The sequence below is a fragment of the Cyclonatronum proteinivorum genome, assembly GCF_003353065.1.
GTDB lineage: Bacteria > Bacteroidota > Rhodothermia > Balneolales > Cyclonatronaceae > Cyclonatronum > Cyclonatronum proteinivorum.
This window is the reverse complement of record NZ_CP027806.1, coordinates 304,877-321,364: the sequence shown is the minus strand read 5'-3', so window position 1 is coordinate 321,364 and position 16,488 is coordinate 304,877. Positions and strand designations below refer to the sequence as shown.

General features: G+C 52.0%; 9 protein-coding genes. 2 read left to right on the top strand and 7 right to left on the bottom strand.

The genetic code is table 11. The features are described 5' to 3' along the window. Nucleotides 1-18: 18 nt before the first annotated feature. On the bottom strand, nucleotides 19-2,904 hold the full coding sequence (locus tag CYPRO_RS01135; protein WP_114982759.1) for a TonB-dependent receptor domain-containing protein: 2,886 nt from the start codon (nucleotides 2,902-2,904) through the stop codon (nucleotides 19-21). A 916-nt stretch (nucleotides 2,905-3,820) separates the two neighbouring features. On the opposite strand from CYPRO_RS01135, the gene CYPRO_RS01130 reads away from it, so the two are divergent. Together CYPRO_RS01130 and CYPRO_RS01125 are read left to right on the top strand one after the other, a co-directional pair. Beyond that, nucleotides 3,821-6,934, top strand: coding sequence for a SusC/RagA family TonB-linked outer membrane protein (locus CYPRO_RS01130; protein ID WP_114982758.1), 3,114 nt, complete (start codon nucleotides 3,821-3,823; stop codon nucleotides 6,932-6,934). A 27-nt stretch (nucleotides 6,935-6,961) separates the two neighbouring features. Next, nucleotides 6,962-8,317 carry a RagB/SusD family nutrient uptake outer membrane protein gene (locus CYPRO_RS01125; RefSeq protein ID WP_164682428.1) on the top strand — a complete coding sequence of 452 codons (1,356 nt, stop codon included), beginning with the start codon at nucleotides 6,962-6,964 and terminating at the stop codon, nucleotides 8,315-8,317. A gap of 424 nt (nucleotides 8,318-8,741) precedes the next feature. On the opposite strand, the gene CYPRO_RS01120 is transcribed toward CYPRO_RS01125, so the two are convergent. The 6 genes from CYPRO_RS01120 to CYPRO_RS01095 all read right to left on the bottom strand — a co-directional run bounded on the left by CYPRO_RS01120 (nucleotide 8,742) and on the right by CYPRO_RS01095 (nucleotide 16,411). After that, nucleotides 8,742-9,371: a hypothetical protein gene (locus CYPRO_RS01120; protein WP_114982756.1), complete on the bottom strand. Its 630-nt coding sequence runs from the start codon at nucleotides 9,369-9,371 to the stop codon at nucleotides 8,742-8,744. Nucleotides 9,372-9,422: 51 nt separating this feature from the next. Further along, on the bottom strand, nucleotides 9,423-10,934 hold the full coding sequence (tnpC, locus tag CYPRO_RS01115; RefSeq protein WP_114982755.1) for an IS66 family transposase: 1,512 nt from the start codon (nucleotides 10,932-10,934) through the stop codon (nucleotides 9,423-9,425). A 101-nt stretch (nucleotides 10,935-11,035) separates the two neighbouring features. Continuing rightward, on the bottom strand, nucleotides 11,036-11,404 hold the full coding sequence (gene tnpB / locus CYPRO_RS01110; RefSeq protein WP_114982754.1) for an IS66 family insertion sequence element accessory protein TnpB: 369 nt from the start codon (nucleotides 11,402-11,404) through the stop codon (nucleotides 11,036-11,038). Between the two features lie 2 nt (nucleotides 11,405-11,406). Further along, nucleotides 11,407-11,703, bottom strand: coding sequence for an IS66 family insertion sequence element accessory protein TnpA (tnpA, locus tag CYPRO_RS01105; protein ID WP_114982753.1), 297 nt, complete (start codon nucleotides 11,701-11,703; stop codon nucleotides 11,407-11,409). A 184-nt stretch (nucleotides 11,704-11,887) separates the two neighbouring features. Further along, nucleotides 11,888-13,069, bottom strand: coding sequence for a hypothetical protein (locus CYPRO_RS01100; RefSeq protein ID WP_114982752.1), 1,182 nt, complete (start codon nucleotides 13,067-13,069; stop codon nucleotides 11,888-11,890). Nucleotides 13,070-13,438: 369 nt separating this feature from the next. Further along, a complete protein-coding gene (locus CYPRO_RS01095; RefSeq protein WP_114982751.1) occupies nucleotides 13,439-16,411 on the bottom strand; it encodes a DUF4397 domain-containing protein in 2,973 nt (990 codons plus the stop codon). Nucleotides 16,412-16,488 lie beyond the last annotated feature (77 nt).

Here is a 16,488-nt window from a genome sequence, read left to right as displayed (position 1 = left end):
GTTCTGGTTCTCCTATGATTAAAATCCGAGTGATACGGTGAAAAAGAACTGACGCGCAGGAGGCATGGTGAGGAAGTCCTGACCACGGATCAGGCTTCTTGCGCCGTCGAAGTTCACCTCAGGATCGAGGCCGCTGTACAAAGTGCTGGTAAGCAGGTTTCGGCCACCGGCAGAAACTGAAAGGCTGTTGATGTAGTTGCCAAATTCTGTGCCGCGAATAAGCTCATTGAAGTTGTAGCTTACAGATACTTCGCGAAGCTTCAGCCAGTCTGCCCGCTCTACCTGATTGTACGGGAAGGCGGTATTGAGACGGGCAAGACGGTTGGCCACATCGATGTACTCGTCCGTACCGGGGGTTAGGTCTGCAAAACGCTCGTTGAGCTCAGCAAACTCGCGGTCATTTCCAAACTGTATGGCGAACTCGCGGGTATTGTTGTAGATGTAGAGATCAGCGGCCCAGTCAACCAGTGCGTATACGTTCAGGTTGCGGAATGCGCGGAAGTTCATGGCAAATGAACCGGTATGCTTCGGAAAGGGAGTACCTACTGCAGAACGCTCAGGATCAGCGTCAACACCAATGAAGACACCATCATCATTAAACAACGCGCCGTTTACACGCTGCACAAAGAATGCGGAGCGCTCGATACCTTCTGCAAGCACCTGTACGCTGAAGCCGTCAAAAATGGGCTGTGCGCCACCAAGATCTGTTACTTCTGAGTATGAGTAGGAATACGCAACATCGAAATCAAGGCCAAAATCGCGTGATTCGAAAGCGTTGATACTCAGCGTAGTCTCAAGTCCGTGACCTTCTACTCCACCTACGTTAAAGGGCACGAGGTTGGTAACACCGGTTGAAGAAGCACGACGGAAGTCGATAATGGAATCCTTCGCCCATAGCTGATAGTAAGTCAAGTCAAGACCAAAACGACCCAGGAAATCTGCTTCTACACCAAGTTCGAGCTCACGAATACGCTCGGGCTTGATTTCGGGATTACCCACGAAAGAAATGACACCGCCTGTTCCGTATGCGGAGTTCTGACCAGCCCACAGACGCTCTGCGCCATCGTTAAAGTCGGGCAGCTGACCGGTTTCACCATAAGCTGCACGAAGCTTGAGGAAATCAATTGAGGGCGGCAGGTCAAGAATGTTATCCAAACGCACCGCAACACTGGCTTTCGGATAGAAAATGTTGGGCGCTTCTTCACCGATAGAGGCAGCAAAATCCTGACGACCACCTACGCTCAGAATGTACTGATTGCGGTAGTTGAAGTTTTGCTCAAAGAAAATTCCGGCTTCGCGGTTATTGAGGAAACCTTCGTTGGCATCGATAAAGTCATCACCGGCACCAATATTGGAAATCAGGGCGGAAGCAAAACCGCGCTTCTGGTTGAAGCTCTGGCGAAGGGTGCGCTCAAAGAGCTGCGCCCCTAATACACTGGATGCAGTCAGTCCGTCAACGATATCATAGCTGTAGCGGGCATTGATGTCGTAGGTGAATTGCTCATTGGTGCGGTTCAGGATGTAACGCTGACCGGCGGTACCGGGACCTGTTACAAAGAAGCCCGGCGGGATGGTCTCATCACGACGCAGGCTTGAGCCGTCGAAACCAACCTGTGCGTTGAGCTCAAGGTTTTCGATAGGACGGTACTGAAGGTTTACCGAACCGAGGAAACGATTCTGACGGGTAATGTCTTCGATGGCGTCAATGGCTTCCCGTGCGGTAAAGCCGAAGGTGCCGTCATCACCGCCTGGTGCGAGAATTACGTTACCGAGGTAGCCAATTACGTTGTTGTCGTTATCGGGCAGGGCAATTTCATTCATAGTGAAGCCCGCGCTTACGCCAATGGTGAGGTCTTCACGGGGGAAGGCATCAAAGTTGGCGCGGAAGCTCTGGCGGTCCATGTAGTTCCGGGGCAGAATACCTTCTTCCAGACGCTGATCGTAGGAAGTAAAGAAGCGGATGAATTCTGAGCCACCCTGCGCACTCACGTTGTAGTGCTCGAGTAAGCCTGTTTCAAACACATCATTAATACTTTGCTCAGAAAGAAACTGACTGGTCTGACTTTCACGGCCAAACTCGCTGATACCGCGTGTGGTGCGAACATTTACGCTAAGTCCACCGGCATCACCCAGTGCCTGACCGCGCTGTGTGGTAATGAGTACTACACCGTTTGAACCGCTTGTACCGTAAAGTGCTGCCGCAGCCGGACCTTTCAGAATATCGATGGAAGCGACCTCGTCCATATTAAGGTCTGTGAGTGTTCCCACACCCTGACCACCACGACCGGGACCCGCGATTTCGGAATTATCAATGCGGATACCGTCAACAAAAATTAAAGGCTGACCCTGCCCTCCAAGTCCGCCGCCTGCGCGTACATTAAAACGAACACCGGAGCCAACAGTACCACCGGAAGGCTGCACGCCAACACCGGCAACACGGCCGCCGATCAGCTGGGAAAGATCCTGGAAGGAAACATTTTCGGTAAACTGAGTAGCGTCGATACGGGATACCGCTACTTCAGAAATTTCACGTGATGTACGGGAAGCAATACCGGTTACAACCACTTCTTCCCGACCGGTCGCATCCGACCTGAGTTCAGCGTTGAATGTATTCGGCCCTTCACTAATGGTAACTTCTGTAGTTAGTGAACGGTAGCCGACAAATGAAAACCGTAAAGTGTAGGTGCCTACAGGTATATTTTCTACCCTGTATTCACCCGATAGGTTCGTAGGTGCGCCTCTGCCAAGTTCCTGAACCAGTACAGTAGCTCCGATGAGCTCCTCACCGGTTGTGGCATCGGTCACAGTACCAGAGAGCGTTCCGGTTTGGGCATGTACACTTCCTGCAGCGAGCAGGCAGTATGCAACCACAAAAGCCGAAAGCGAAAGTATCTTCTTAAGCATACGTATTTGACCTCTTGATTGATGGATAATTAAGGAACCATGAATCTAATTTTTAAGCCTAAGAAATAAAAGAAATCGGGGTTTAAGCCTCTCAGAAAGAAACATAAGTCTATATTTTTATTAGTTTACATTCAAGTATAAGCTGTCCGGAATACGATGGTTTTAAAGCCTGTAAACAGTACATCTAAAAACGCCTAAAGTTATAAGGCACAGTATTTTGCACTTCTGCCTGATGTAGAAAAAAAAGAGAATGGCTGCGTTATTCACCCAAACAGATACACACAAATTAATATGAATTTAAGTTTGCTTCATCAACAACCGATTTTGTAAATCTATATATATACATCTCACCATAATGCTTCCCAATAAACAGTTCTAAAATAAGGAACAAGCAGATATTATTTATAGTGATGTTCAATCCCTGAACTTTTGGAAATATAAAAAATTAAATCGTATTAAATTTTAAATACTATCTTATCTTACTATCAAACTCAAACGAATAATACACAATCGTTACAGCATGTAAGTCGCATTTAGCTAAATCAGTCATATTTATAGAATTCCATGCGGTCATGAGCCGCATCTGATTGACACATATTCGGATAAATTACCTGTATACGGGTATAGTCAATTTTACGATTTTATTAGGATTCCTAAATTGTCGAGGATTATTGTACCCCTTACTATGCTATAAACCGTTTTACTGGTAGCGCTTCCATATTGATTTTACGATTGATGATATTCTTAATATTTCAGCTTGAATATCGCGCGGTGTATCTGTAAACTAACTAACTATTTCTTGCGAACCACGCGACCTGCTTAATAAAATGAAACGATAGGGTAGTACTGCAGGAAATATTTCATACAGCCGCCCTTTCCGGCGGTCTTATTTGCTATTAACTTAATTAATGAAAATATGAAGCTGAGGTACTTTGTTTCAGGTTTCATGCTCCTGATGCTGTTTAGCTTTTCTGCCTTTGCGCAGAATTATACCCTTTCGGGTACCATAACAGATGCAAGAAGCGGCGAAACACTGATTGGGGTCAATATTTTTGTGACCGAGCTCTCAAGGGGAGCAACAACAGATTTAAACGGACAATATGAACTTGCGCTAAGTCCGGGAACCTGGTCGGTTGTCGTTACTTATGTCGGGTACCGTACCAAAACGACGGAAATCACCGTCACGGATTCGGATGTGACCCGCAATTTTAGTCTTTCACAGGATAGGGTTGATCTCGATCAGGTAGTCGTAGTTGGTTTTGGTACACGCTCACTGCGTGATGTTACGGGCTCTATCGCAACGGTAAGCGGTGAAGCTATTCAGAACACCCCCGTTAATACTGTGGAATCAGCGATTCAGGGTCGGGTTGCCGGTGTCTTCATCGAGCGTGAGACCGGTAAGCTGGGCGGCGCTACACAGGTACGTATCCGCGGAGGCTCCTCCGTTACGGGCGGTAATCAGCCACTGTATGTCATTGACGGTATCCCGGTAACGATGGATGACCTCTCTGCCAACGCCTCTGCAACCAACCCGCTCTCTGATATCAACCAAAATGATATCGAGTCTATCGAAATTCTTCGGGATGCTTCTGCAGCTGCCATCTATGGCTCGCGGGCTTCCAACGGTGTTATCCTGATTACCACCAAGCGCGGGCGCGAAGGGCGCACGCAGTTCAGCTACGGTTTTCAGGCCGGCATCAGCGAACCGACCAGCCGCCGGGGTTTCCTGAACACCGAACAGTTTTTTGAACTGTATGAGGAAGCTGCCATCAACCGTGCCATTGATGACGGTGTTGATCCGCAGGTATGGCTTGATATTTTTTATGATGAAATGAACTGGCTCTCGGCCGGTGAATTTCGTCAGTTTGCTGACGGTAGCTGGGGATGGCGCGACGGCGTAATCGATACCAACTGGGAAAACGAAGCCTTCCAGAATGCCGGTATGTTCCGCCATGAGCTCTCTGCCCGCGGCGGTAACGACCGTACCCGCTTTTTTGTGAGCGGCAGCTACTCCGATGAAACCGGTATCCTTATTAACAACGACTTCGAGCGCATCGGCGCCCGCCTCAACCTGGACCATACTGTTAGCGACCGGTTTATGCTTGGCGTGAACCTGAGCACCAACCGCAGCGTGATGAACCGTCTCTCCTCTGACAATGCGTTTGCTACTCCTATGCAGCTTGTTGCTCAGCCGCCGGTCACTCCGATTTTCGACCCGCGCACCTGCTTCGATGAGAATGAGGAAACCATCCCCGGCTGTACGCCTATTCTCAGCGGCGATTTCACGGAATATTATAACGGTTTGCTGCACCGCGACTACGCCGATTTCGTCACAACCATTTACCGTACCATCGGTAGTGCTTACGGTGATTTCAGCTTTTCACCCAACCTGAGCGTGCGTACCGAGTATGGTATCGACCTGCTCACACAGAACGAAGATCAGTACTATGGCGCCCTTACCGCCCGCGGTGTAGGCGGAAACGAAGGGCAGGGCCTCGGCTTCAGCCGCTGGGTTCAGATTCAGAACTGGACCTCCCAAACCTTTGCTACCTATCAGAACACCTTTCAGGATGTACATGATCTCGAAATCGTTGGGGGTTTCAGTGCGCAGCGCGTAACCGACACCCGGACCTTCGTGGAAGGCCGCGGTTTCCCCAATGATAATTTCCGCCGCATTTCCAGCGCCGCTGAAATTATTGGCGGAAGCTCCTCCGGGTCAGAATACTCTTTCATCTCCTACTTTTCCCGACTGAACTATAAGTTTGATGAAAAGTACCTGCTTTCGTTGAGCGGACGCGTGGACGGCTCCTCCCGATTCGGGGCTGACAACCGCTATGGATTTTTCCCCGCCGGTTCTGTAGGCTGGATTGTTTCGGAAGAAAGCTTCATGCGCAACGCAGATTTCTTTGACCTGCTCAAGCTGCGCGCAAGCTTCGGCCTTACCGGTAATGCTGCTATCGGCAACTTTGCATCCCGCGGTCTGTTTGGGGGCACCTCCTACGCCGGCTTCTCCGGTATCAATCCTTCGCAATCGCCCAACCCGGATCTACGCTGGGAGCAAACCGCTCAGTTCGATCTCGGAATTGACTTCGGTATTCTGGGCAACCGTATCCGCGTTGAAGCCGATTATTATGTGAAAAACACCCGCGACCTCCTCCTGAATGTGAACGTACCGGCTACAACGGGCTTCACCTCTCAGCTGCAGAACGTGGGTAAGCTTGAAAACAGAGGGTTTGAATTCACGGTCAACACCTTCAACCTAACCGGTGAATTGCAGTGGACCTCTAATTTCAACATCACAACCAACCGGAATAAAATCACCGACCTCGATGGTCAGGTCATTACACAGGGCTTCATCAACCGTGCTATTGAAGGCGAGCCAATCGGGGTATTCTTCACCCGTGAGTATGCCGGTGTTGATCCTGAAACCGGTGCTGCCCTGTACTTCCTCAACAGCGGCGATGATCCGCGTGCAACAACCACCAATCCGAACGAAGCCACTGAAGTGGTTGTCGGTGATCCCAACCCGGATTTCATTGGTGGTTTTGGCAACAACTTCTTCTACCGCGGCTTTGAGCTGAACGTGCTGTTCCAGTTTGTGTACGGCAACGACATCTACATGCCGAGCGGCCGTTTTATGAGCGCAAATGCCTGGTTCTTCGACAATCAGACTACCGATCAGCTCGACCGCTGGCGTGAGCCGGGCGACATCACTGATGTGCCGCGTCCGACCCTGTTCCGGGCCAACGGTACCGCACCTTCAAGCCGCTACATCGAAGACGGTTCCTACCTGCGCCTCAAAAACGTGACCTTTGCGTACAATGTACCAAGCTCGTTCCTGAACAACTACGGCATAGACCGCATGCGTCTGTACTTCACCGGGGTAAACCTGCTCACTTTCACCAACTATCCCGGCTGGGATCCTGAAGTGAACACCGACTTCCTGGCAGGCAACATCAGTCAGGGCACAGAGTTTTACTCCGCCCCGCAGGCCCGTTCGTTTACTGTTGGTATCGACATCGGTTTCTAAATGCCCATCCCAAAAGATTTTCATCCTATGAAAAAAACAAAACGCTCAATTCTTACCCTTGCTGTCGTGCTGGCAGGCTTCCTGATGCTTTCCTGTGATGCGCTGCTTGATGTTGATCCGCAGCAATCCATTGATGAATCAGACGCCCTTAGCACGCCCGGCAACGTTCAGGCGGCGCTTGTGGGTGCCTACTCCATACACCGCGCGGCCTCTCAGTATGGCGGCCGCTATCAGATGCTGCCCGACCTGCTCGCCGATGACGGCGACATAGCCTGGACCGGGACTTTCTTTCAGCCCCGCGAAGTGTTTGATAAAATCATCTCCACCGATAACAGCTACACCCAATCGGTGTGGGTTGGTTCCTACAACACCATCAACCGGGCTAACAATGTGTTAAGCGCACTTGATGTACTCGATGAACAGGACCGCGTTCGTGTTGAAGCCGAAGCCCGTTTCCTGCGTGCAGCGGCGCACTTTGAGCTTGTACGCGTGTTTGGCCGAGCCTACAACGACGGCAATCCCAGCGAAAACCCCGGGGTGCCCATCGTGCTAACGCCAACCCGCGGCATTGATGAATCAAGTCAGCTGCCCCGCGCCTCTGTTGAAGACGTCTATCAGGCTGTGATCTCTGATTTCACTTTCGCAAAAAACAATCTGCCGGAAGTGAACGGGGTATTTGCCAACACCTTCGTGGCAAGCGCCATGCTTTCACGCGTGCACCTGATGCGCGGCGAATACGCACAAGCCGCAACCGAAGCTACCCGTGTGATCGACTCAGGCCGTTTCAGCCTGATGAACACCTTCGCTGAAGCCTTCAATAATGAAGGCAACGTATCGGAAACCGTGTACGGACTTATCGTTACCCCGCAGGACGGCTCCAACGAGCTGAACCTGTTTTACGCCTCCTCCAACTTCAACGGCAGGGGCGACATCGACATCCTCGATCAGCACATGGCCCGCTATGAAGCCGATGATGAACGCGCCGACTTCTTCTACACCGGCGGTGGTGCGCTTCGCACGGCCAAATGGCAGACCTTCACCAACATCCCCACCATCCGCCTTGCGGAGCTGTATCTTACCCGTGCTGAAGCGAACCTGCGTGCAGGCACAACGACCGGCGACAGCCCGGCCAACGACCTGAACCTGATTCGCGAACGCGCCGGTCTCGCCGCACTTGATGCCGCTGATGTTACAGTCGATGCGGTACTGCAGGAGCGCAGGCTCGAGCTTGCTTTTGAAGGGCACCTGCTGCACGACCTCAAGCGCACAGGCCGCAGCGTTGGCGACCTCCCGTTTGATGCGAATCAGCTCATCTTCCCGATTCCACAGCGGGAAATGGAAGTAAACCCCAACTTGGTCCAAAACCCCGGGTACGGCAGCTAAGCCCGTTTTAACAGCTTCCAAGATAAAAGGCAGCCTCCTGATAAAAGGGAGGCTGCCTTTTATTGTGTGAGGGAGGTTGCCAACTGTTTATCTCCTGAAACCAAAAGGGCGCTTTTCCGGAAGCACTACGCCCGGGTTTTACCGATAAACTTTTTTTGAGACACGTAAGATTGAGATTATGGGTTGCTGCAGGGCTTTTGTTCTGCCGCTAAAACGTTTCTCTTAGTTTTCTGAACAGTTCCATTGTGTTCATTCAGCACAAAAGATGTGGTTGGAGTTAAGCGCAATTTCCAAGGTTTAAAGCCAAATACCCTAAAAAATGGCACGCGGATCCGTGCTTGCTGCCTGATCCGGGTGCCGGTTATTGCGCGGTATCATCTTACCAACTCTCCTGCAATGCTTCAGCCACTAGTAGTTCGGGGCGCTATGCTTTATGCTCTCCCGGCTCGTCATCGCTATTCTCAACCTCGTCATCCTCCAAGAAATCCAGCCGAACGGACATACATAGGTCTTTTTCAGACATGTAACTATGCAGCGACTCTTCCATAAATTTGGAGTATCGCGGCATATCCTCTTTCCGATATACCTTTGAGGCAGACTGCCGGAAGCCCATGCGCTGTGCTTCGGAGATGTCGCTCAGGTCAGCCCCGAGATAGGTGAACGACCACAGTCCGGTTGCCTCGAGTCTGCTGATCATTTCTTTAATTTGTTCAAAACGGAAGAGCTTCGACGCATTTTCGTAACCGTATGTGATTACGATGACCACAACCGATGCTTCGCCTCTTTCAACCTGCGATGCACAGGCACTCTCAAGCGCAATGATGGTCTGACCAATAGCATCAAGCAGCGCGGTGAGGTCGCCAACAACGTATTCGTTCTCGGTTACCGGCTTGAGCTCTTGAGCCGCTGCCTGATAGTAAAGCTGCTCAAGTTTGGTATCGAAAAAAGTGATACCCGTCAAGATTTTCTGATTGGGGCGCTCCGCGGAAATCCTTTGGATGGCGCCAAGCTGCTCGTTGATTGTGGAGAGCGTCGCAGGAACCGCACCGCCCATAGAACCGGATTTATCGACGATGAGCTGATAGTAGGTCGTTGTGTATCCGCGCTACGAACTACATGTTGCTTTAAAGTTCTGAGGGTACAAACTTGTCACTTCGTTGTACCTGGTGGTGCTGATATTTTGCAGGGTATGACGCAGCCATTTGTAGGGGTCAACCTGATGTTTTTTGCAAATGGCCAGTAAGGAGTAGATCATAGCCGCGCGTTGGGCAGCTTCGTGTGAACCAGCGAACAGGTAGTTTTTGCGCCCCAGTGCTACGGGGCGAATCACGTTCTCTACCGGGTTGTTGTCAATCTCCAGATGACCGTCCATCAGGTATTCGCACAGTTGATCCCACTGGTTGATGCAGTAGGCCAGGGCCCGACCAATGGCGCTTCTGGGCTGCACTTTTTTGTACTCCTGAGGGATCCACTTACCCAGTTCATTGATAACCGGAAGACTCTGTTCGAGCCGAAGCTTTTTGCGCTCAGCGGGGGTGAGCTGATTGGTTTGAGCCATGCGCTCTACGGCATACAGCTGTTGTAGCTGCGTCAAAACGTAGCCCGCCCGCGCGGCATCGTTGGTCAATGCCTTGTCAAACTTACGCCGCGCATGGGCCCAGCACCCCAAAGGAGTGATCCCCGGTGTGGCGCCTAAACGTTTATAAGCGGTGAAGCCGTCGGTTTGTAAATAGCCCCGGAATCCGTCAAGCATCTTCTCAGGCCCGGCCCGCTTGCGGGTAGGCTGGTATTCAAACAGTACACTACCGTTGATCGGGGCGTAATATACCCAGTACCAGCCTTGATGCGCGGCGCCTTTTTTGTTGGATTCCAGTACTTTTATGCGGGTTTCATCTACCTGGAGGTAGCCTTGTGACTTGGTTTCGGCTACAAGGTGATCGTAGAGAATGGTCAGCTTCTCCAGGCCCTGACGTGTCCAGCCTTCGATGGTGGAACGGGCTATATCTACGCCCTGCCGCCGCAAGCGCTGCACCTGCCGGTATAAGGGCAGATGGTCAGCATATTTATCAATAAGAATGCTTGCCAGCAGCCCCGCGCCCGGAATACCCTTTTCGATAACCCGCTCGGGCAGTTCGCCAATATGGTTTGGATTGGCTTCGGCGGACTTATCTGCATACTTGTAACGAATGTACCGGCGAATAAACAGGTATGCAGGCTTGAGATCGAGCTCTTCGGTCACTTCTTTGCCTATACATACCATCTCAGAGAGGTCACCTTCGGGGTAGATTTCCACCTCCTCTACGGGCAGGTGATCCGGCAGCTTCAGCCGTCCTTTGTGGTTCGGCCGTGCTGTTTTGGTGCGCACATAGCTGATTTTCTGTTCGTGGACCTCAGCTTGTTGAGCCTTGTGAGCGGGGTCGGGTTCAAAGGGAAGGGGCAGCTGGTTTTTGGGTAGCTCGAAGCGCTCGCTTTTTTGTCCATGCAGCATGCGCTGTAATTGGGCAATCAGTTCGTCCTTGCGGGCGAGCTTTTCCTGCAGCACATCAGCGGTTTTCTGCAGCTTATTGGCGTGATCAATAAGCTGGGCTTTGGACATATTTTCGAGTGTTATTTGCATCCAATAAGATAAGCAATAACATGCTCTTATAATACAAAAAAAAGAAGGCTTTTAATTGTTTTTTGCTTCTTATTTGTCTGACTTTTTCCGGCTTTAGTCTTTTAATTACCGGCCTGTTCTGGCTCATTTTTAAGCCGGTTGCACGGCAGCTTCCCGCTGTGTTCCACCTTGATCCCTTCAATCATCACCACCAGTTCGGGCCAGCGAATCCGCGTGGTGTCAGCCCCAAGGGCAGGTACGGCAAAGGTACCCTGTTCCAGCCGCTTGTAGTACAGTACATATCCGCCTGACTGCCATTGCAGCAACTTGATGAGAGTACGGCTGCGGTTGACGAAGACAAAGACGTCACCGGATGCGGGTTCACGCCCCAGCTCGTTGCGAACAAGCCCGCTGAGTCCGTCAAAACTTTTGCGCATGTCACAGGCCTTGCGGTATAAATGGTAGGTATGGGTACTGTTGAGACCAAACATAGTTACCAGACCCGGATTAGTTTGCTAATGAAAGCCACATCCGCACCATCAACGCGAAGGCGTACCCCGTTGGGATAAGTCAGTTCGACCTGACCGGCTTTCGGTGCAGGCCCGGCGGGTTCAACCTGCACGAACCCGCTATTATTAGTTTGTTGCTCCGCCTTATTTTTACGGGTCACCCAATAGCTGAAGGTGGATGTGGTAATCTGGTGCCGGTGGCAAAAGTTAGCCTGAAGTTCACCACTGGCACGCCACTGATCTACCAAGGCAAACATGCGTTGTTCTTTCGTTGTAGCCATAATTTTTTTGGCGCAAGCTACAAAACCAAAACTATGCAGATAAAGATGCAGTTGGTGGGATGCTTACGGTCGTTGTGTTCTTGCTTTGGTTTTTGTTTTGCTGTGTCATGGCAGTATTGTTTTAAGGTTTGAGGTTACTTAAAACTACCCTGAAACCGGCCCGGATGCCATTTTGACAAGCTTGTCAAATCCAGAAGGAATCCAACTCAAATCCCTGCGCAGCCAACGGGATAAAACAGCGCCCGCCCTCGTTGGTGATGCAACACTGCTCGTAACGCGCTCCCCAGAGCAGTACCAGCTCCAGCTTTTTGTTAATCCTCGAAATCTTTTCGTAAGCCGAGTTATCCAGCGGGTCAGCCAGCTTTTGCACGACGGGCCGGGCAACGTCTTCTTCCTGATTGCGGATGCGCCGGTAGAGATCAAGCAGCTCCGGCAGGTGATCCGACAGCTCACGGAGCGCAACGCCTTCCGGATGCTTCACAAAAAACAGGTACAGCGCTTTTTCGATTGGCGCAAAAGGGCAACTCATGTTTTCGAGATTCGGAAAATGCAGCACCCCCTTCGCGTCAATGCGGACCCTGAAATCGCCCTCGTTCCAGGGATTCGTTTGAATAAACCGCGTCTGCCGGCGGATTTTTTCCAGCGCCTGAATCCCCGCATACAGCACACTCCGGCTCAGGCCGCCCTGCAGCATCACCTCCTGACATGCCGGACAAATATCTGCCGTGCGGAGCTTAATATGGAAATCGATCTTCTCTTCACAACAATCATTCAGACAGCCCACAGGCTCCATGTGGACATGGTTCAAGGCTTCCCGGAGACTGCCAAAACCTCTGAGCTGCAGTATCATGGCCCAAATTTGCTGCGCCACCGGAAACCAGAATGGTGCCTTCTGGTAGTACTCCCAGTCCGTTGTCTGCACAAACCCATCCGGCGCTGGTTGGGAGCGGAAGCCAGAAAACCAGTTTTTCTCATTGGCATGGGGCGTCAGCAGGATGGCGGTCTCCGTAGCCGGAATATCCCACTGCAGCCGGAATTCGCTGATGGCCTCATACAGCACAACCCACCCCAGATGCGGACGATGCGGCGGTGGCCCGGGGCGCAGACCAAACTGAGGAAGCTTGAACATAGGCTCTTCGAGACTGTAGGAATAACTTTCCTCTATCAACTCAATCTCATAAGGGCTTAAGGTTCCCTTCTTACCCGGTGGCAATCGACTTCCGCTAAGTTGGAGCGCTGCGGTGCTCACCTCTCGCATCTCAAAAACAAGGTTTCCGGTATTGAGCAGCAAATCTTCGAGACCGAGCTTAAGGTCTTCCGCTTCCGGATTCCCGGTATCGATCAGTAAATGGATGGTTTCGGGCATAATTCAAACTAAAAAAAGTAATGGGATGCTTTAATTAATATAGTCTGGGTTCCTGTCACGGTCAACGTCCATATATGAATCAGCAGGTGGCCTTTTGGCAGGATTTATATTGACCCCATTCAGAGCACCAACATCAATAAGCCTGGCATTTGGCTGTAGCATCGGGATAGCTCTGTTTATAGTGATATACAAGAAAATGATTGTTCAAAACAAGAGATATTCAGAAATGACAGCGCGGCGGTATTACGCGGGATGTTTTTCTCATAGCTTAATAAAAGAAAACCCGCACAAGTTGAGACCTGTGCGGGTTTTCCTTTTTTGATTTGATTTAATTCCGGCCTCGAAGCGGGCTTGGCTTCGCATTGAGCTTTATTTTAGAAGCATCATTTTCCGGCTAATGGTTTGCGCGGGTGTGGACAGGCGGTAGAGGTAGAGGCCCGAAGCGAGGGCGGAGGCGTCGAAGGGGAGGGTGTGGCTGCCGGCCTGGAAGCTGCCGGAGGCGAGCACCGCTACGCGCTGCCCCTGCATGTTGAAGACTTCGAGACGGATGTCCTGTTGCTCCGGCAGGCTGAACCGGATGTTTGTAGTCGGATTGAAGGGGTTGGGATAATTCTGGAACAGGGCAACAGTTTCGGGGAGCTGTGTTTCCGGACTCACCGAAACGGGGATGGCGTCGAACAGTACGACTTCGCCGGATGGGCGAACCGCGGCGAGTTCGAAGGCGGGACCGTCCTGATTATCGGCAGGATTCAGGAATCCGCGGGCCTGCACAGCGATAATTTCGCCGGTAAAGATGCTCAGGTCGGCAGTGAAGCGTGCGACTTCGGTGTCGGTACCGGCAAGCACAAGGGAGAGCTCAACGGACTCCGCTGGCAGGCCTGCAAGGGAAGAGGGCTCGCCATAGCTGAGGCCCGGAATGAGCAGGCTGTTGTTCGCAAACACATCAACGGCAGGTGCATCGGTTACGGCGTGCAGCACATAAGCGTGCAGATCAGCCGGCTCAATGTCTTCGGGATAGAGCTTCACGGCCAGGCTCACTGATATATCGGCGCCACCGGGATTCGGTGCGAAGTCTGCCGGGTTGGCGACCCCGATTGCGGTGATGCTGTACGTGCGGTTGGGTTCGAGTACGAAGGTTTCCTCGAGAATGACGGTATCGGTACCGGGCAGGCGGATGCTCACAATCTGCGGCTCACCGGTAGGTGCCGGAAGAACCGGTGTCGCAGCGCCATACGGGAAGTTGGCTTCCACAAGTACGTCATTTACGAAAATATCGACGAGCGCAGCAGCCGGATCGGCAGCGGCATGAATGACCTGCACGAAGGCAGGGTCCGGCTCGGGCTCATCCCCTTCAAGCGGAATGGAGAAGAGGAAAAGTCCGCCTTCGGCACCGGCTGCAGCAAGCAGGCCGCCTTCCACAGATAAACCGGTGACGCGGTCGGTCGTTGCAAACGAGGCTATTTGGGTAAGGCTTGTGAGGTCGCTTCCCTCAAACTGCCGTACGCCAAAAAACTCCGCGGCTGCGTACACGAAATCCTGCTGTATACGTACGTCGCGCCCGTTGCTGCCTACCGTGAAACTGCCCTCGATGACAGGGGCTGTGGGATCTGTCAGGTTCACGACGGTGAGGCCGTTGTTGCCGTCAGCGAGTACGACAAAGGGCTCGTCTTCGCGGAAATCGAGCGATTGCACAAGCTGACCCGTTACGAGGGCAGAAGCCTGTACGGGGTTGAGTTCGTTAGCAATATCAGCTACAAACAGGCCGCCGCCGAAGTTGGCAATCAGGGCGAGATCGTCTTTGCGGCGCACGTAGTAGGCATTGTTGCCGGTTGGCAGGGTAGAGATGAGGTTCACTCCGCCGGTGAGCGGGTTTCTGCTGTACACGCGAAGTCCGCCAAAGCCGGATGCCGTGTAGGCGCGGTTTTCGGTGAGATCGATACCAAAGCTTTGGGAAGTCGTGGGAATAACTTCGAGTATTTGCGGGTCAGTCGGGTTTGTAGCATCGATGAGGGTGATACCCCCGGAGCCGCCATCGGAATCCACCATGTACACCAAGCCGTCAGATACAGCAATGTTTTCAGCATTGGGTGTGGTAAAAATGCGGGAAAGAAAGTCGGGGCTGGTCGGATCGGTAACATCGAAAATGGTGAGCTTGCCCGCAATATCGAGGAGGTAGAGGAGGTCGTTTTCGAGTGCCACTTTATAGGCGAAGCCTAAGTTATCCACGAGGCCGTTGCGTACGGGTGCTGACGGATCACTGACATCCACGACGTTTAGTCCAAAAAAGCGGCTTGACACTACCGCAAGGTTGCCGTCGGAGAAGGTATCGAGGGAGGACTGCACATCCGGTGTTGAAGCGCTTAGCACACTGATGGACCCGGGATCAGAAACGTCAAGAATACGGAGGCCGAACGAACCGGAAAGATACGCTGTACCATCAACGACGCTTGAGCCATACACTACGCCTCCCGCCGTGTAGCTTCCGAGCAGCACAGGTGCACCCCGGTCTGCTACATCGTACACCGCAAAACCGCCTGCAAAGGACACATAAAGGAGGTCATCAACAATGGTGAGATTGTTCACGAAGCCGCCTGCATCGGTCGTGGAAAGGAGGGTAGTTTGCGAATCTGAAAGGTCGTAAATCCGAAAGCCGGGAACGCCAAATGCAACATAGAGAAAAGTGTCGTCCACCGACATGCCGTTGGCGGACCCGTTTCCGGTTACATATTCAATCAGTACAGGTTCAGCGGGGTTGGTGACATCCAATCGGCTAAAACCTTGCGTACCATGACCTATAAAGACCTCATCACCCAAGACTTCTACCGTAAATCCTGCACGCTGGGTGAAGGATCCGATTAATTCGGGATTGTCTTTGTCGGAAATATTCAGGATGTAGAGTCCGCCCCCGGGGTTGCGAACCGCTACGTAGGCGAGGTCGCCGGATACCACTATTTCACTGATCAGGCCGGAAAAGATGAACCTGCCTCTCGATGCAGGCACCTGCGGTTCCGTGAGGTCTACGACAACAAATGCGGGCCCGTCGCCGAAAAAGGCGAAATCGTCCTGAATGAAGCCGGAGCGGCTTGTTCCGCCGGGCACAAAAGAAAGTAACTCAAAAGCGTCTTCATTTTGAAGATTTTGGGTAGCGCTTTCATCGGAGGCTTCGAGCCAGGCTTCAAGCTGGGCTGCATCCCCGCGAAAGGCCGGTACAGGTTCTCCTGTTTCCGGGTGAATGACGGCTGTTTCCCCGAAATGCTGTGCCTGCAGCTGCGGCACACTTATCAGTAACAGTGCGAGGGACAGGATTGCGCCCTGCAGCGTTGTAAAGTTCATCTTGATCATGGTTTAGTCCGGTTTTGTTCAGAGTAGGTTAGTAGTTGACATAAAACCCGTAGGAAGGCACAAAATGCCCGGTGAAT